Source organism: Mycolicibacterium sp. CBM1 (assembly GCF_054073305.1).
The window spans coordinates 122,189-141,586 of record NZ_JBSXPP010000009.1 but is presented as its reverse complement, the minus strand read 5'-3'; the positions used below and the strand labels follow the sequence as shown (position 1 = coordinate 141,586).

At 68.8% G+C, this 19,398-nt stretch carries 5 protein-coding genes and 1 pseudogene; 2 read left to right on the top strand and 4 right to left on the bottom strand.

Going from position 1 to position 19,398, the window contains the following annotated elements; translation table 11 throughout:
• Position 1: 1 nt before the first annotated feature.
• The 3 genes from pe to ACXDF8_RS14280 form a co-directional block, all read right to left on the bottom strand.
• Positions 2-1,120 (bottom strand): acyltransferase PE, encoded by a 1,119-nt coding sequence (gene pe, locus ACXDF8_RS14290; protein ID WP_457223972.1) that lies wholly within the window; start codon positions 1,118-1,120, stop codon positions 2-4.
• A complete protein-coding gene (locus ACXDF8_RS14285; protein ID WP_457223916.1) occupies positions 1,117-4,095 on the bottom strand; it encodes an MMPL/RND family transporter in 2,979 nt (992 codons plus the stop codon). Before ACXDF8_RS14285 ends, pe begins: the two co-directional genes overlap by 4 nt.
• A gap of 104 nt (positions 4,096-4,199) precedes the next feature.
• The gene (locus ACXDF8_RS14280) at positions 4,200-5,609 is read right to left on the bottom strand and encodes a condensation domain-containing protein (RefSeq protein ID WP_457223971.1); all 1,410 of its coding nucleotides are present in this window, start codon (positions 5,607-5,609) and stop codon (positions 4,200-4,202) included.
• Between the two features lie 348 nt (positions 5,610-5,957).
• Here ACXDF8_RS14280 and ACXDF8_RS14275 point away from each other — a divergent pair, with 348 nt between their 5' ends.
• On the top strand, positions 5,958-17,096 hold the full coding sequence (locus ACXDF8_RS14275) for an SDR family NAD(P)-dependent oxidoreductase (RefSeq protein ID WP_457223915.1): 11,139 nt from the start codon (positions 5,958-5,960) through the stop codon (positions 17,094-17,096).
• Positions 17,097-17,124: 28 nt separating this feature from the next.
• On the opposite strand, the pseudogene ACXDF8_RS14270 reads toward ACXDF8_RS14275, so the two are convergent.
• Positions 17,125-17,352 (bottom strand): annotated as a pseudogene (locus ACXDF8_RS14270) (dihydrodipicolinate reductase); the annotation flags it as partial.
• A gap of 199 nt (positions 17,353-17,551) precedes the next feature.
• Between ACXDF8_RS14270 and ACXDF8_RS14265 the strand changes: the two are divergent.
• Entirely contained in the window at positions 17,552-19,387 is a 1,836-nt protein-coding gene (locus tag ACXDF8_RS14265) for an acyl-CoA dehydrogenase (RefSeq protein WP_457223914.1), read from the top strand.
• The last annotated feature ends 11 nt before the right edge of the window (positions 19,388-19,398 follow it).

Sequence of the window (19,398 nt, the reverse complement as noted above, 5' to 3'; positions counted from 1 at the left end):
TTCAGTGCGCGCTGGGACCGTGGTCCAGCACGTACTGGAAACCCGCCATCAACTGTGAGATGGGATCGGTTCCGCCGCCGAAGGCCGCCTGAGTGGCGGGGGCGGTGACCTCAGCGGGATCGAAGCCGTGCACCGGATCCACTTCCACCGGGGCGGTCAGCGGATCGTCGTTGCGCGAATAGCCGGCATCCACCATGGGTTTGAGCACTGAGTCCAGCTGATTGAGCGTGCCTTCGTCGACACCGAGGTACTTGAACGGCAACACCAGCGGTAGGTGCTGCTCGGGGATCAGGTAGGTGGTGGTCTTGGCGCCCTTGGAGTTGACGGTGGTCCGGATGTTCTGCGGCGGCACCATGCTCGGATTGGTGAAGGCCACCGCGGTGTGGCCGGTGGCCAGGCCGACGACGGCGTTGAGGACCGCCATGATGTTGTCCTGCCGGTCCGGCCAGTCGGCAATGCTGTCGTAGGCGGACACGAATCGGTATGAGTCGTATTGACTCTCAACGGGTTCTGGGATCCGGTAATCCAGCGCGGGCACCACACTGCCCACCGGGAAGTTCTGCGAAAGGAAGCCTTCGCCGAACGCGTGCGGCGCGATCGGGTCTCCGAAGGTCGCGAAGGACAACTGATTCGGTGGCGGGGCGTTCGGATCGTTGGCCAGCCGCGCCTGAACGGCATTGAGCACCATGGCCCCCTCGGACAGGCCCATCACCGTGCCGGGGCCACCCTGGTTGATCGCCTGGATGACGTTGCCCTCACCGACGTCGACCGACTCCCCGATGCTGGGCCCGTCGATGCCCAGGCCCGGGAAGTTGTCGTCGAGCCGGCCGATGCCGGGGAACATGCGCTCCAGCACGTGGCCTTGGACCTGACCGGCGGGATAGTCGACGATCTGGCGATCCAGGCCGGGGAACCACTCGGCGCCGGTGCGGCGGATGTACTCGTCGTAGGGAATGCCCAGCACGTGCGCGCCGCCCAGCGCGTAGCCCCTGCCCGGCGTCCCGATCTTCATCGGCCCGTCGGCGTTCGGCCCGTCCGGTTGCGCCTCGTCGGCGCCGGCGATCCCACCGGTGGCGCACAACGTCAGGACCGTCGTCACCGCAGCGAGTAGCTTCTTCATGCCTTGGCGCTCCCCTGCGTTCTCAGTCGTGACGGCCACCAGTTCGCCTTGCCGACCAGCGTAGCCATGGCAGGCACCGTGACGGTGCGGACCAGGAAGGTGTCCAACAGGATTCCGGCACCGATGACGAAGCCTGCCTGCACCACGGTACCGATGCTGGAGAACAACAGCCCCCACATCGAGGCGGCGAAGATCAATCCGGCCGCAGTGATGACGCCGCCGGTCGACGACAAGGTCCGGATGATGCCGTAACGCATGCCATGCGGGGATTCGTCCCGCAGGCGCGACGCGAACAGCAGGTTGTAGTCGGCGCCGACCGCGACCAGCACCACGAAGGCCAACGGCGGCACCGTCCAGTGCAGGGGTTGGTCGAGTAGGAACTGGAAGACCAGCACACCGATGCCCAGCGCCGCGAAGTACGAAACCACAACAGAACCAACCAGATACAACGGTGCGATCACCGAGCGCAGCAGCAGCATCAACGTCAGCAGCACCACGATGACGGTGACGGCGATGATGAACCTGATGTCCTTCTGGTAGTAATCCCGGGTGTCGCGCAACGCAGCGGGATAGCCGCCCATCGAGATCGTCGCGTCCGCCAGGGTGGTGTTCGGCTGGGCGCTGCGGGCGGCGTCGTTGATGGCGTTGACCTGGTCCATCGCGGCCGGGCTGAACGGGTCGAGCTTGGTGAGCACCAGATAGCGCACCGAGTGGCCGTCCGGTGAGATGAACATCTTCGCGGCGGCCTGGAAGTCGGGCAGCGCCAGCACTTCCGGGGGAATGTTGAACCCCGCCATCGCCGGCGCGGAGGCGTTCTCCTTCATCGACAACAGGAACGCCGCCGCCTGGTCGAGGCCGCCCCGCATCAGCTGGATCTGGTCGACCACCTGGCCGACGCCCTGGGCTACTTCCTTGCTGCCGCTGGCCGAGCTGTCAGCGCTGCGCCGGACCTTGCTCAGGGTGGCCTGCGCTCCGCTGGGACTGTCCAGCCCCATGGTGTGCATCACCTTGGTGAGTTGGGTGAACGCATTGCCCAGCTGGTTCAACGCCGCCGAGAGAGACTGCTTGTCCTGCAGCGACTGCAGCTGGCCGGCCAGGTCGTTGATCTGGTCCAGGCTGCCGTCCGCGCGGGCGGCTTCCAGACGCTGGAAGTGCACACGGGTCTCGCTGCACGACGGGTCTAGGTCGCAGACCGCATTGCCCTGCAGGGCCATCAACACCGGCCCCACCCAGGCCAGCGTGTCGCGGGCCGCGGTGAAACTGATCCCCATCGAGTTGCCCAAGGCGTTGATGGCGGTGACGAGCTTGGCCGCGACCTCGACGTTGCGCACCAGCTTGTCGCCGCCGTACTGCCCGCGCAGCGCGGCGAACGCGTCGACCATGCTCTGGATACTGGTCGCCACCTGGTTGACCTGGCCGCGCACGTCACCGAGACCGGTAGCCAGCGTGTTGGCGCCCTTGGCCAGCCGGTTGAGGTCGTCGGTGTTGTCGGCGATCATCGCCGACCCGGTGGCCAGCCGGTCACCGACCAGGCCGGCCTGATACGTGGCACGAAATTCCTGGGGCACCACGCCCAGCGGCCTGGTAATGCCGCTGACCATCTTGATGTCCGGCAGCTGGGTGATCCGTTCGGCCATCTGCTCCAGATCGGCCAGCGCCTGCGGCGTGCGCAGATTGCGCGGCGACTGGACCAGGACATAGGAGGGGATGGACTGGTTGAGGTCGAAGTGGCGCTCCAGCGCCGTGTACCCGACCGAGCTGGGTTCGCCGGGCCCGACCGCCTTGCGGTCGTCGTAGTTGTAGCGCGCCAGACCCACACAGCTGGCCAGCAGGATCAAGACCAACACGCTGGCTACCAGGTGGACCCGGGGACGACGCACTATGCGGATCCCCGAGCGCCGCCACCACCGGGCGGTCAGTTCGCGCCGCGGGGTGATCCAGCCGCGCGGCCCCACGACGGCCAGGATCGCGGGTAGCAGGGTCAGGGCGGCCAGGAATGCCACACCGACGCCGATCGCCGAGGACACACCGACGGTGGAGAAGACCCCCATCCGGGCGAAACTGATCCCGAGGAACGTCAGCCCGATGGTGGCGGCGGAGGCGGTGATGACCTTGCCTACCGAGCCGAGGGCCAGCCGCACGGCGTCGCCGGAACTTTCCCCGCGCCGCACGTAGTCGTGATAGCGGCTGATCAGGAAGACCGCGTAATCGGTTCCGGCACCGGCGATCATGGCGCTGAGCAGAATGATGGCCTGGTTGGACACCCCCAGTCCGGTGAGCGCGGACAGGCCCGCCACCACCGACTGGGCGATCACCAGGGATATCCCGATTCCGGTCAGCGGCAGCAACATCGTCACCGGATTGCGGTACACCAGCAGCAGCACCCCGAGCACCAGCACGGCGATCGCGATCTCGATCGGCAAGCGGTCCCGCTGGCCGGCTACGGTCAGGTCGGCGACAGTGGCCGCGGGACCGGACAGATGCACCTCCAGCGGGCTTCCCGCGGTGTTCTGTTTTACGATCGCGGCGACGCGTTGATAGGCCGCGTAGGACTCCGGAGTGCCCAGCGCCCCTGCCAGCCCCACCGGCAACACCCAGGATTTGTTGTCCTTACTCGTCAAAAACGAACGCAGTGCGGGTGTTCCGACGAAATCCTGCAGCATCACCACGTCGTGCGGGTCATCGCGCAATGCGCCGACCAGCTTGCGGTAGGTGGCCTCGTGGGCCGGTGTGAGGCCGCGCTCGTCGGTTAGGACCACCAGCAGCAGGTCGTCGCTGCCCGGTTCCTGGAACGCCTCGGTCATCTGCCGGGCGGCGACGCTGGACGGGGCGTCACCGGGGAGCATGGACAGCGGGTGCCGCTGGGCCATGTCGTTCAGGCTCGGCAGGCTCAGCGGCAGCACCACAGCCAGCACCAGCCAGGCTCCGATCACCGCCCAGGGCCACCGCACCACGAAATCGGCTAGCCGTCGCAAAACGCCCCCACCTGTGGTCCTCGCAATCTCCTCGGCGCGCGGCTCGATTTCACCTGATCAAGCCGCGCAATCCGCTGGGGCCTTCTTGGTGCCGAACCAACCCGTCACCACTGCCCGCCGTCGGCGATCCGCCCACAGACAGACTTCATCGCGCCGATGTAGCGGGCGACCGATTTCTGCGCGATCGGGTTGTCGGGAAACATCACCGACATTGCCGTACCGGCGTCGTACCGGAATATGTAGATCGTCAGCTGATAGGAGAATCGGCCGTCGGAGTAAATGCCGATATTGTTCGAATATCCCATGTCGGCGGCCGCCAGCACGGCGTTGAGCGGAGCCGCGCCGCCGTGCAGGAAGTTCGAGACCGGAAAGTTCGGCCGGGGCTTCTCCAGCCAGGGGGCCAATTCCAGCACCCGGTAATAGGGAACGCGAGCCAGGCTAAGACCGGAATCGAACGACGTCTGCGCCGCCCACGCGGCCTCCGCGAACGTCGCCGCCGCGATCGGCACCGTGATCGGCACCAGCCCGGTAAACCACCCCTGCGTCATGAAATTGTCCGACGTGCGGCGGGTGTCACGGGGCGTGAGTCCGTAATAGGTTGCCGCGCCGGTCAACTCGTGCTCGACCATGGCAATGGCCGCGAACAGCCCGCCGACGAAGCGCGCCCCCGCCGCCGTGCAGGCCGCCTCGAATCTCGCGGTCTGCTCGGCATCCATCACCATTTCGCCGACCATGTCGGCGACCGTCGGCTCCTGGGGGTTGCCCAGCGGCAACGGGAACTCCGGCAGGGTGCCGTTGTTATTCTCGGCAAACTCTATCCACGCGCGGACCTCCGGGGAATCGGCCGTGAGATCGGCCGTGGATTCGCGCTCCTGGATGCAGAAATCGTCGAAGCTGCCCGCGTCGGGGAGAGCCATCGGCTGCCCGGATGTGAGCAACGAGGAATACATGCCGTGCGCTTCCAGCATGGTGATTCCGATCAATGCGGCGTCGCCATGAACATGGTCAATGCTGGCGTAGAAATCGAAATGATCCTCGCCCTGGACAATTCCGAAGGAAAAACAACCCCATTCCAGCGGGGTCGGAATATCGACAATATGCTTGCGTGCGTCCTCGACGGCCATTTCGCCATAGTCGCGCGGCTCGAATTCGATATCAGCAGGGTTGGCGATGGTGTGCCGGATAATTTCTCCGGAACCCGAGTACTCGAACCAACTCCGGTACGTGTCGTGCCGACGCAAATATGCGTTGAGCGCGTGATTCATGGCGGCAATATCGCACTGACCAGGGACTTCACAGGTCGCAATAATTTGGCGTGAATAGTCCAACCCGGCGCGGTCCTGCTCGAACACGCCGCGAATGTGCTGCGCCTGCATATAACTGACCGGAACCGAACTGACCGGCGCTTGCCGCGCCTTGTCCATAGCCGCATTCGTCGGGTGCCAGGAGGTCACTACGCCCGTCCGCGGTGTCCAGTCGTCGATTGTTCCGATCGTTATCTTCCCGATGCGCAACATTTCCTCCCGGGGATGAACGGCTGGGGCTGCGGGTCCGGCCACGCTGGTGAAGACATCAACATAACCCCTGTTGCTGTGGGGGTCGCCGATACACCCCGACCAGCTGCACCCGACCATAGCGCCGCCGCCTCGACGCGCGCCCCACCTCCAGCCTGCGGCGACGCCGACAAGCGCCGGGAAATAACGTCGTGCAGCAACGCGCATGCCATACTGGCGCAGGTAAAAGCGAGCCGGCCATGGCTGTCGGGAATTAGAGCGCGCAGCGGCCGTTCGCACGATGATCCTGGGCCTGACGCCGTCTCCCGCAAGGCATTGACACCTCACCCACGCGGAGAGCACAACCTCATGGCACAAACCGAACACCCGACGCACCAAGCGCCCCGTTTCGCGATCATCGGCTACGCGGCGCGACTGCCCGGCGCTGCGGATGCCGACGGTTACTGGGATGTGCTGCGCAATGGTCGCGACGCGGTGTCCGAGGTGCCGGCCGAACGCTGGGACGTCGACGAGTTCTTCGACCCGGATCCCGCCGCACCCGGCAAGGTCGTCACCCGCCGCGCCGGCTTTACCGACGATGTGTCCGGTTTCGACGCGCCGTTCTTCGGGGTGTCGGCCCGCGAGGCCAACCTGATGGACCCGCAGCACCGCCTGCTGCTGGAGACGGCCTGGCATGCCGTCGAGCATTCTGGCACGGCCCCAACGGCTTTGGCCAACACCAGAACCGGTGTGTTCGTCGGTTTGTCCACCCACGACTACCTCGGGATGGCCTCCGACGAACTGACCTACCCCGAGATCGAGGCCTACCTGGCGATCGGTACGTCGGCCGCGGCCGGTGCAGGCCGGATCAGCTATCGGCTGGGCCTGCAGGGGCCGACGGTCACTGTCGACACGGCGTGCAGTTCGTCGCTGGTGGCCATCCATCAGGCTTGCCAGGCGCTGAGCCTGGGTGAATGCGACCTGGCGCTGGCCGGCGGAGCGAACGTGCTGCTCAGCCCGGCCACCATGATCACCTTCTCCCAGTCGCGGATGCTGGCGCCCGACGGCAGGTGCAAGACGTTCGACGCCGCCGCCGACGGCTATGTGCGCGGCGAGGGCTGCGGCGTCATCGTCGTCAAGCGTCTCGAGGACGCGATCCGCGACGGCGACCGGATCCGGGCCGTCATCCGCGGCAGCGCGGTCAACTCCGACGGCGCGTCGGGCGGTCTGACCGTGCCCAACGGGGTCGCCCAGCAGCGGGTCATCACCGAGGCGCTGGAGCGGGCCGGGCTGACCCCCGGCGACATCGGCTACCTGGAAGCGCACGGCACCGGAACATCGCTGGGCGACCCGATCGAGGTCCAGGCCGCCGCCGCCGCGCTCGGCAAGGGCCGCGCCGCCGACCAGCCGCTGCTGATCGGTTCGGCGAAGACGAACATCGGGCACCTCGAAGCCGCCGCGGGCGTCGCCGGCGTCCTCAAGGTCGTCCTGGCACTCGAGCACTCGGAACTGCCCAAACACCTCAACTTCAAGAACCCGTCCCCGCACATTCCGTGGGACCGGATCCCGGTGCGCGCCGTCGAGGAGGCCATGGCCTGGGAGCGCGGCGAGCGGCCGCGCATCGCCGGCGTGAGTTCGTTCGGGTTCTCCGGCACCAACGCCCACGTCATCCTCGAAGAGGCGCCCCAGCCGGTGCCCACGACCCCACCGGCCGACGCCCCCGACCCCCGCCGCTTCATGGTGCTGCCGTTGTCGGCGCGCACCCCGGCCGCACTGGTGCAGACCGCCGAGCAATACCGCAGCTGGCTGGGCGAGCATCCCGAGGCCACGCTGGCCGACGTCTGCCTGACCGCCGGGACGGCGCGGGCGCACTTCGAGCACCGGGCCGCCCTGGTGGTGAACTCCAAGGAGTCGGCGCGCGAGCTGCTCGGCGCGCTCGCCGACGACCTGCCGGCACCCGGGCTGGTGCGCGGCGACAACGCTGACCCGCCGAAGACCGCCTGGCTGTTTCCCGGCCAGGGCAGCCAGTACGCCGGAATGGCCCGCGAGCTGTTCGAGACCGAACCGGTGTTTGCCGACACCCTGCGGCGCTGCGAGCAGGCCGTAGCCGGGCTGCTCGAAAAGCCGCTGCTGGAGCTGATTTTCGCCGACGAGTCCACCGATGCCGACGCCGCGGCGACACTGCAGCAGACCCGTCACGCCCAGCCGGCGATCTTCGCCGTGGAGATGGGCCTGGCTCGCCTGTGGCAGTCGTGGGGCTTCGAACCGGACGTGGTGCTCGGCCACAGCGTCGGGCAGTACTCGGCGGCCTGCGTCGCCGGGGTGTTCGGCATCGAGGACGGCATGCGCCTGCTGGCCGAGCGGGGCCGGCTGTTCGGCGACCTGCCGGCCGGCGGACGGATGTGCGCGATCTTCGCCGACCCGGAGCGGGTCGAGCGCCGCACCGACGAGTACCCAAGCCTGTCGGTGGCCGCCTACAACGGGGCCAACACGGTGCTGTCCGGGCCTGCGGCGGACCTTGAGCAGGTAGTGGCCGCGCTGAGTGCCGACGGGGTGCGCTGCGATTGGCTCGACACCAGCCACGCGTTCCACTCCGCGCTGCTGGATCCGGCCCTCGACGAGTTCGAGACGTACGCGAACGGCTTCGAATTCGGTTCGCCACAAAGGATTTTGGTGTGCAACCGGACCGGCGCAGCGCTGGGCCGGACGGCCCGGCTCGACGCCGCCTACTGGCGGCGCCACGCCCGTCAGCCGGTGCAGTTCGCCGAGGGTGTCGCCACGCTGGCCGAGCTCGGCTGCAGCCTGCTGCTCGAGGTCGGCCCGCAACCCGTGCTGACCGCCGCGGCCCTGCGCGCCTGGCCGGACCCGGCCACCGCCCCCAAGGCGATCCCGTCGCTGCGCCGAATCGGCTCCGACCACCGCCAGATCGCCGAGGCAGTAGCGGGGACCTACGTCGCCGGGCACCTGCCCGACTTCGGCGCTCTGGTCATCGAGCCGGCGGCCAGAATCGACCTGCCGGTCTACCCGTTCCAGCACCGCCAGTACTGGTTCTCCGACGCCCAGGACGCCACCCGCCGGGTGTCGAGCCGGGACACCGCCATCCGTACCGAGGCCGTCCGCCTGCTCGAGGACGGCCGGATCGAGGAACTCGCCGCCCTTCTCGACGGCGCGGACGGCAGCGCAGCGACGGCCTCGACAGCCGACGTGCTCAACAAGCTTGCCGCCCAGCATAATCGGCAGCGGAGTGCGCAATCGATCGCCGACATCCGCTACGAGATTCGTTGGGAGACAGGGCTTAAGACCCGCTCCGCCGGGTCCGCGCCCGCCACCGGGGCCGCCCCCGCTGAAATCGGCGAAGGCGCGGCGTGGCTGCTCATCGGCGACGACGACGCCGTCCTGACCCCGCTGGCGGAGGTTCTCACCACCCACGGCCACCGGCACCGCATTCTGGCGCTGCCCGGCTCCGACGCCGACGAAGAGCGACTGGTCGCCGAACTGCGCGCCGCGGTGCGCGACGAGCCAGCACTGCGCATCCTGCATGTCGGGGCCCTCGCCGGCGCGCCAGGAACACCGTCGATGCAATCGCTGCTGCGCATGCAGCACCGCATTCTCAGCGGCACCCAGCGCTTGTTCCGCGCCGCCATGGCGGCCGAGCTGCGCACCCCGATCTGGGTGGTCACCACGGGCGCTCAGCGGGTCCTCGACACCGACACCGTCGCACCGGAGCAGACCAGCCTGTGGGGCTTCTGCCGCTCTGCCGCACTGGAATACCCCCCGGTGTGGGGTGGGCTGGCCGACCTGTCCGGCACCGGCGCCGAGGAGTGGTCGCGGCTGGTCCGGCAGGTCGTCGCGGCCGTGCCCGGTGAAGACCAGATCGCCCTGCGCGAGCACGCCGTGCACGTGCCGCGGCTGGTCCGGCGAACCGGGCAGCCGAATGCCGCGGCACTGGAGCTACGCGGCGATGCGACCTACCTGGTCACCGGCGGGCTGGGCGCGTTGGGCCTGGAGATCGCCGGCTACCTGGCCGCGCACGGCGCCCGGCAGCTGGTGCTGACCGGCCGGCGCGTTCCGGGAGACAACACCCGCCAACGCATCGACGCGCTGCGCACCCAACACGGCTGCACCGTCACGGTGATCGCCGCCGACATCGCCGATCCGCACGACGTCGCGCGCCTGATGGCCACGGTGCGAGCCGAACTGCCGCCCCTGGCGGGCATCGTGCACGCCGCAGGCGAGAACAGCACCACCGCGCTGAGTTCACTGCAGAGCGCGGAGCTAGATCGGGTTTTCTCCGGAAAGGTCTGGGGCGCTTGGCATCTGAGTGAAGCCAGCGCCGATCTGGAGCTGGACTTCTTCCTGTGCACCTCATCGATCTCCGCGGTGTGGGGCAGCTACGGCCAGAGCGCCTACAGCGCGGCCAACGCCTTCCTCGACGGCCTGACCTGGCGGCTGCGCGCGCAGGGTCTTCCCGCGGTCAGCGTCAACTTCGGGCCCTGGTCGGCCGGGATGGCCGACCCGGACGCCCGGGCACAGCTGGACCGGCGCGGGGTCAGCGCGCTCTCGCCCGCCGACGCACTGGCCGGCATGGCCGACGCCCTGTCCGCGGGCTCGGCCGGGCCGGCGCAGGCGGTGGTGGCCCGCATCGACTGGGCCCGCTTCCTGCCGATCTACCTGCAGGCCGGTCGGCGCGCGCTGCTGGCCGAGGTGGCCCGTGAAGTTCCCCAATCCGTGCCGGAGTCGGTGTCCGGAACTTCGGGACCGGCGGGCTCCACCCGACTGGTCGAACAGCTCACCGCGGCTCCCGCGCAGCAGCGCAAGAAGCTCGTGCTGGAGTACCTGCGCAACACCGTCGCCGAGGTCACCCGGATCGACGCCGCCGAGATCCGCGAAGAGGCCGGGTTCTTCGACCTGGGCATGGACTCGCTGATGGCCGTCGAGCTGCGCCGCCGCCTGGAGCAGGCCGTCGGCAGGGAGCTGCCGGCGACGCTGGCGATGGACTATCCGCGGCTGTCCGACGTGGCCGACTACCTGCTGTCCGACGTGCTGCGGCTCAGCGAGCGGGCGGGCGGCGCGACGGTGGCAGCACCGGCGTCGCTGGCGACTGCCGCGGCCGACGAACCGATCGCCATCATCGCGGTGGCCTGCCGGTTCCCCGGCTCGCCCGACCCGGATGCGTACTGGCACGTGCTGGCCGACGGGGTGGACGCCATCCGGGAGATCCCCGAGGACCGCTTCGACGTCGACGAGTACTACGACCCCGACCAGCAGATGCCGGGCAAGATCTACTCCCGCAGCGGCGGGTACCTGGACAGCGTCGACACCTTCGACCCGGAGTTCTTCGGCATCTCCCCGCGCGAAGCGGTGTGGATCGATCCGCAGCAGCGCCTGATGCTCGAGATCGCATGGGAAGGCTTGGAGCGGGCCGGGTATGCCCCGGCATCGCTGCGGGGCAGCCGAACGGGCGTCTTCGTCGGCGTGGGCGCCAACGAATACTCCCATCTGCTCTCGGGTGACTCGGTGGACAAGCTCGAGGCCCACTTCATCACCGGTAACGCGCTCAACGCGATCGCCGGGCGGGTCGCGTTCACCCTCGGCCTGGAAGGGCCGGCGATGGCGGTGGACACCGCTTGCAGCTCCTCGCTGGTGGCCCTGCACCAGGCCAGTCAGGCCCTGCACTCGGGCGACTGCGACATGGCCCTGGCCGGTGGCGTCAACGTGCTGCTGAGTCCGGCCTCGATCGTCGCCGCGTCCCGGGCCCGGATGCTGGCCCCCGACGGCCACTGCAAGACCTTCGATGCCGCCGCCGACGGCTACGTGCGCGGCGAAGGCTGCGGCGTACTCGTGCTCAAACGCCTGTCCGACGCGCAGCGCGACGGCGACCGGATCTGCGCGGTGATCCGCAGCAGCGCGGTCAATCAGGACGGTGCGTCCAGCGGCTTGACGGTGCCCAACGGCGGCGCCCAACAGCGCCTCATCAGCGCGGCGCTGGTCCGCGCCGGCCTGACCGGGTCCGACGTCGACTACCTCGAGGCCCACGGCACCGGCACTCCGCTGGGTGACCCGATCGAGGTGCAGGCCGCGGCCGCCGTCTACGGTGCGGGCCGCGACCCGCACCGGCCGCTGCTGATGGGAACCGCCAAGACCAACATCGGTCACCTGGAATCAGCCGCCGGCGTGGCCGGGCTGATCAAGGTGGTGCTCTCGCTGCAGCACGAACTACTGCCGCAGAACCTGCACTTCCACAATCCCTCTCCGCACATCCCCTGGGATTCCCTGTCGGTCGCGGTCGTCGACAAACCCACCCCGTGGCCGTCCGGCGGACGAACCCGGCGAGCCGGCGTCAGCTCGTTCGGGTTCACCGGCACCAACGCCCACATCCTGCTCGAGGAGGCGCCGCAGCCGGTGCCCGCCGAGGACGCTGGTGACGACGTCGAGGCCCAGACAGAGACCGCGGTGGCGGTCGAGGCGGCGCGCGAGCCGTTCGGCGTGCTCGCGCTCTCGGCACGCTCCCAGCAGGGCCTGGCGGCGCTGGCTCAGCGGTACTCGACGTGGTTGGAACAGCACCCTGACGCCTGCTTCACCGACGTCTGCTTCACCGCCGGGGCCGGCCGCTCCCACTTCGAACACCGTGGCGCCGTCGTGGCGAACTCGGTGCCCGAGGCCAGGATGCTGCTCGAGGACCTGGCCGCCAACCGGCTGCGGCCCGGCGTGGTCAAGGGCGAATGCACCGACCCACCGACCACCGCATGGTTCTTCCCCGGCCAGGGCAGCCAGTACCCGGGCATGGCGCGTGAACTATTCGACAGCGAGCCGATCTTCGCCGACACCATGCGCCGGTGCGCGGCGGCCGTGGATCCGATGCTGCCGCGGCCACTGCTCGATGTGCTGCTCTCCAGTGACCGGGAAGCGGCAGAGACGTTGCGGCACACCTCCTTTGCCCAGCCGGCGATCTTCGCCGTCGAAATGGGCCTGGCCCGGCTGTGGCAGTCGTGGGGCCTGATGCCGGACGCCGTGCTAGGCCACAGCGTGGGCCAGTACGCCGCCGCCTGCGTGGCCGGTGTGTTCAGCCTGGAGGACGGCGCGCGACTGATCGCCGAGCGTGGCCGGTTGTTCGGCAGCCTGCCCGCCGGCGGCCGGATGGTGGCCGTGTTCGCCGATCCCGAGTACGTCGAGCGGGCCGCGGACACCTTCCCCCGCGTCTCCGTCGGCGCCTACAACGGCCGCAACACCGTGCTGTCGGGCCCGGGTGAGGACCTCGAAGAGATCGTCGCCGCCTGCAGCCAGGACGGAACCCGGTGCACCTGGCTGGAAACCAGCCACGCCTTCCATTCCGAGCTGCTGGAACCCGTTCTCGACGAATTCGAGTCATTCGCGCAGCAATTCGAGTACGCAGCGCCCGCGCTGCCGCTGGTCTGCAACCGCACCGGCACAGTGATCACCGCCGACACCCCGCTGGACGCCGCCTACTGGCGCCGGCATTCCCGTCAGCCGGTGCAGTTCACCGAGAGCGTGCGCACCGTTGCCGCACTGGGCTGCTCGGTGCTCATGGAGATCGGGCCACAGCCGATCCTGACCGCTGCCGCCCTGCAGATCTGGCCGGAGACCTCGGCGGCGCCACGCGCGATCGTGTCGTTGCGCAAGGGCGCCAACGCACAGCGGCAGATGACCGAAGCGCTGGCCGCGGCCTACATCAGCGGGCACCGGCCGGACTTCGCCGCCAGGGGCCACGACGGCGGCCACCGCCTCGAACTGCCCACCTACCCGTTCCAGCGCAGGCGCTACTGGCCCAAGACCACGGGGATGGCGGGGATGAGCGGCGGCGGTATCTCGACATCCGGGATACTGGGCAGTGCAAAGGATCTGGCGTCCGGGGACACCGTCCACTCCAGCGTTCTATCGGTGAAGACCCAGCCCTGGCTGGCCCATCACGTCATCTACGGCACGGTGGTCGTTCCCGGCGCGACGTATGCCACGATGGCGCTGGCGGCCGCCGAGGCGCCCGCGCGGGTCAAGGAAGTTTTCTTCTACGAGCCGATCATCCTGCCGGACAAGGCCTCTCGTGAGGTTCAGCTGACGATGCGGCCGCTGGAGGCCGGGGGTGGGTGGAAGTTCCAGGTGCACAGCCGGCCCTACGGGGTCCGCGACGCGGAATGGTCGCTGAACGCCGACGGCAGCCTGCTCACCGGCGCCGAGGACAGCGCGGACACCGAGGACACGACACCGGAGGCGGCCAGCGCCGTCGAGCCGGTCGACGAGGCGATCGAACGCTTGGAGCGGACCCGTCCGCAGCAGCTCTTCGAGACGTTCAACGACATGGAACTCGCGTGGGGCCCGACCTGGTCGACATCGCTGAAGTCGCTGTGGGTCGGCGACGGCGAGGCCATCGGCGACGTCAGCGTCGGCGACGAACTGGCCGAGCACCTCGGCAACGAGCCCATCCACCCGGTGCTACTCGACCTGTGCACCGGCGTCGCCTTCCCCGCGTTCCCGGCACTGCTGGCCGTCGAGCACGGCGTCTCCGACCTGTTCCTGCCGCTGCGCTACGGCCAGGTGGAGCTGCGCGAGCGGATGCCGCGGCGGTTCTACTGCCGGGCGCGCTGGCAAGAAGCCAGCGTCGAAGGCGAAACCCAGGTCTTCGACATCGATTTCGTCGACCGCGACGGCCACCGGTTGGGCGGTATCAGCGAGTTCACCGTCAAACGGGCGCCCCGCGAGGCACTGCTACGCGGACTCGGCGGCGACACCACGCGGCTGCTGTACACGGTGGGCTGGCACGAGTCCGCCGCCCCCGGTACCGGTGCCACCGACGCGGACACCGAGACCACGGCCACCACCGGCACCTGGCTGGTCGCCGGGTTTGGTGAACTGGCCGCCGCTGTGCCGGGAGCGGTCGTCCTCGCCCCGGCGGCCGACGCAGAGGCCTGGCAGCAGGCGTTCAGCGACGCCGCCGAACAGGGTGCGCCGGTCACCGGGATCGTCTGGCGCAGTGGCGGACACCCTGGTGCGCAGACCTCGACCGACGACCTCGCGGCGCGCCTGGAGACCGAGGTCGCCAGTCTGCTCGCCGCGGTGCACACCGCGCTGGCCCAGGACAAGCCGAGCCTGACCGGGGGCCTGTGGATCGTCACCGAGGGTGCGGTGGCGACCGAGCCGGGTGAACCGGTGGATCCCGTGCAGACGGCACTGTGGGGCCTGGGTCGCACCGTGATCGCCGAGCAGCCGACGCTGCGCTGTCGGCTGGTGGACCGTGACGGCACCGAGGAGTCGCTGCGCTGGCTGGCGGGGGCGCTGGGCCAGGCGGTCACCGAGCCGGAAGTGGCGCTGCGGCAGGGCCGTTTCCTGGTGCCGCGGCTGCTGCACTGGGCCCGCAACGGCCAGCTGCCGATGCCTCGCAGCGACGACTACGCCCTGGCGCCGACCGAACGCGGCGCGATCGACAACCTGCGGCTGACCGAGATCGAGGTGACGCCGCCGGAGCCGAACGAGGTGCAGGTCCGGATCGAGGCCGCCGGCCTCAACTTCCGCGACGTGCTCAACGTGCTCGGCCTCTATCCCGGCGACCCCGGCCCGATCGGCGGCGACCTGTGCGGTGTGGTCACCGAAGTCGGTTCCGAGGTCACCCGATTCGAGGTCGGCCAGCGGGTCTTCGGGTCCATGCAGGGTGCGTTCGCCAGCCGGTTGAACGTGCCGGCGCCGCTATTGGCGACGGTGCCGGACGGGATCAGCGCGGTAGACGCCGCAACGATCCCGGCCGCCGCACTCACGGTCCGCCTCGCATTCGACTGGGCCAAGCTCAAGCCCGGGGACAAGGTCCTCATCCACGCCGCCAGCGGCGGCGTGGGGCTGGCCGCGGTCCAGATGGCCCGTGCCCACGGCGCGACGGTCTTCGCCACCGCGAGCACCTACAAGCGTGCGACTCTGCGCGCGATGGGCGTCGAGCACGTTTACGACTCCCGCACAACCGATTTCGCCGATCAGATCCTGGCGGATACGGGCGGTGCAGGTGTTGATGTGGTGCTCAACTCCTTGACCAACGACGGGTTCGTCGAGGCCACGGTGCGGGCGACGGCCAAGGGCGGCCGGTTCGCCGAGATCGCCAAGCGCGACATCTGGACGCATGAGCAGATGGCGGCGCTGCGGCCCGATATCGACTACGAGATCGTCGCGCTGGACGTGACCATGATGACCGACCCCGATCACATCCAGCGGTTGATGTCGGAGGTCTCCGAGGGGCTGGCCACCGGCGAGTGGACACCGGTACCCGCCGAGGTCTACCCGCTGACCGAGGCCAGGGCGGCGTTCCGGCGCATGCAGCAGGCCCGGCACATCGGCAAGATCGTGGTGCAGATGCCCAAACCGCTTGCACCGCGGTCGGATCGCAGTTACCTGGTGACCGGCGGCTTGGGTGCGCTGGGTCTGCACACCGCGTCGTATCTGGCCCAGCTCGGCGCCGGTGACATCGTGCTCACCAGCCGCCGCGCCCCGGATGCCGACGCCGAGCGGGCGATTGCCGCCATCATGGAACGCTTCCACTGCCGGGTCCACGTGTTCTCCGCCGACGTCGGCACCGAGTCGGGGGTGGACGAGTTGCTCGGGCGGATCCGCTCAGAGCTGCCGCCTCTGGCCGGCGTCGTCCACCTGGCCGGGGTGCTCGACGATGCGCTGCTACCTCAGCAGGACATGGAGCGTTTCCGGACGACATTGGCGCCCAAGGCTTATGGCGGCCACCACCTGCATCGCTCGACCCAGGATGACGATCTGGACTTCTTCATCCTGTACTCGTCGGCATCGGCGGTGCTGGGCTCGCCGTCACAGGCCAACTACGCCACCGCCAACGCCCTGCTGGACGGGCTTGCCGCGCAGCGCCGCTCACAGGGCCTGCCGGCGACCGCCGTCGACTTCGGTCCGTGGGGCAGCGGTGGCATGGCCAGCTCGCAGGCGGCGATGGCCAACCTCAGCGCGCAGGGCATGATGCCGCTGGAGCCCACCTCGGCGCTGGCTGCGGTCGGTGAGGTAATCCGCCACGGAACCGCCCAGGCGACGGTCCTCAAGGCCAACTGGCAGCGGACCGCGAAGATGCTCGGCGGCATCAGGCCTCCGCTACTGGACAACGTGTTGCCCCGCGCCGACGCAGCGGCCACCGGCGACAGCGAGTTGCTTCGGCAACTGCAGGAGATCCCGGTCGCGCAGCGGGCCGGTTTCATCACCGAATTCCTGCAACGCGAGGTGCAGGGTTTTCTGCGATTGGCGCAACCGCCCGCGGCGACCAGCAGGTTCCTCGACCTGGGTACCGACTCGCTGATGGCGGTCGAACTGCGCAACCGGCTGTTCGGTCAGTTCGGCGGCAAGTTCGACATCAGTCCGACCGCGGTGTTCGACTACCCGACCCTCGGGGAACTCGCCGAACACTTGGTCTCGCAGCTGCCCGATGCGGATGCCGCACCGGCGGAGCAGGTGCCGGAGCCGCAGCCCACGCCGGGCGGCGGGGCGGCACCCGCCGAGGAGTAGTGCCGCGGCGCGCTCAGTCGGCCCAGCGGGCCGCTTCGGCCACGGCGTCGCACCCCGCCAGGGCCGCCGCCACATCGGTGGTCGCGACCACACCGGTCGGTTCGTCCAGCCGGGCCAGTGCGGCGGCGTCGCGGCCCGCCTTCTCGGGTGACGAGGTGATCACCGAAGACCGCGTCAGGCCCGGGAATCCCAGCAGCGACCTGATCGCCGTCGCACCCATGTTGCCTGTTCCCCATACCGCGACGCGCCGTTGCATACCGCGACGGTAACCGCTGCTGGCCTGGGAAAAGACCGAAGCGGACAGGCCCGCGCGGCACACCAACCCAACCAGTGGGTCGAGTTGCTCACACTGACTTGCGTTCGGGTTACCCGTGGGTATAGTTGGCAGGGTTACTGGTGGGTAACTTAGAGCCAAGTACCCAACCCAAAAGTGGCATTCTCGTCGAGGAGGAATAGTGAGCCACTACAAGAGCAACGTACGCGACCAGGTGTTCAACCTGTTCGAGGTGCTCGGCGTCGACAAGGCGCTCGGCCAGGGTGAATACAGCGAGTTCGACGCGGACACCGTGCGCGAGATGCTGACCGAGTCGGCCCGTCTGGCGGAGGGGCCGCTGGCCGCCTCTTACGTCGACGGCGACCGCAACCCGCCGGTGTTCGACCCCGAGACGCACACCGTGACCCTGCCCGAGAGCTTCAAGAAGTCCGTGCAGGCCTTCATCGAGGGCGGCTGGGACCGAGTAGGCGTCAGCGAGGAGCTCGGCGGTATGCCGATGCCCCGCATCCTGGTGTGGGCGCTGCACGAGCACGTCCTGGGCGCCAACCCCGCTGTCTGGATGTACGGCGGCGGTGCCGGATTCGCCCAGATCACCCACAACCTCGGTACCGAGGAGCAGAAGAAATGGGCCACCCTCGCCGCCGAGCGCGGCTGGGGCTCCACCATGGTGCTGACCGAGCCCGATGCGGGTTCCGACGTCGGTGCCGGCCGGACCAAGGCCGTCCGGCAGGACGACGGGTCGTGGCACATCGACGGCGTCAAGCGATTCATCACCTCCGCCGACTCCGATGATCTGTTCGAGAACATCCTGCATCTGGTGCTGGCCCGCCCCGAGGGCGCCGGACCGGGCACCAAGGGCCTGTCGCTGTTCATCGTGCCGAAGTTCCTCTTCGACACCGAGACCGGCGCGCCGCGTGAGCGTAACGGCGTCTTCGTCACCAACGTCGAACACAAGATGGGCCTGAAGGTTTCGGCCACCTGCGAGCTGACCTTCGGCCAGCACGGCGTTCCGGCCAAGGGCTGGCTTGTCGGCGAGGTCCACGAGGGCATCGCGCAGATGTTCGAGGTCATCGAGCAGGCCCGAATGATGGTGGGCACCAAGGCTATCTCGACCCTGTCGACCGGTTACCTCAACGCCCTGGAGTACGCCAAGGAGCGCGTCCAGGGTGCCGATCTGACCCAGATGACCGACAAGGCCGCTCCCCGGGTGACCATCACCCACCACCCCGACGTCCGGCGCAGCCTGATGACACAGAAGGCATACGCCGAGGGTGGCCGCGCGCTGTACCTCTACACCGCGAGCTACCAGGACGCCGAGCTGGCCAAGACCGTGCACGACGTCGACGCCGACCTGGCCGCCAGGGTAAACGACCTGCTGCTGCCGATCGTCAAGGGCTGGGGCTCCGAACAGGCCTATGCCAAGCTCACCGAGAGCCTGCAGACCTTCGGTGGATCGGGCTTCCTGCAGGACTACCCGGTCGAGCAGTACATCCGCGACGCCAAGATCGACTCCCTCTACGAGGGCACCACCGCCATCCAGGCTCAGGACTTCTTCTTCCGGAAGATCGTGCGGGACAAGGGTGTTGCGCTGGCGCACGTGGCCGGTCAGATCGACGAGTTCATCAAGAACGAGTCCGGCAACGGCCGGCTGAAGACCGAGCGCGCGCTGCTCGCCAAGGCCCTCGAGGATGTGCAGGCCATGGCCGCCTCGATGACGGGCTACCTGATGTCCGCCCAGGAAGACGCGGCGAACATCTACAAGGTGGGTCTGGCGTCGGTACGTTTCCTGCTCAGCGTCGGTGACCTGGTCGCCGGCTGGCTGCTGCAGCGCCAGGCCGCGGTCGCGATCGCAGCTCTCGACGCTGGTGCCACCGGTGCCGACAAGTCCTTCTACGAGGGCAAGATCGCCGTGGCGTCGTTCTTCGCCAAGAATCTCCTGCCGCTGCTCACCAGCACCCGGCAGGTGATCGAGACGCTGGACAACGACATCATGGAGCTCGACGAAGCCGCCTTCTGAGCCTTCTGCCC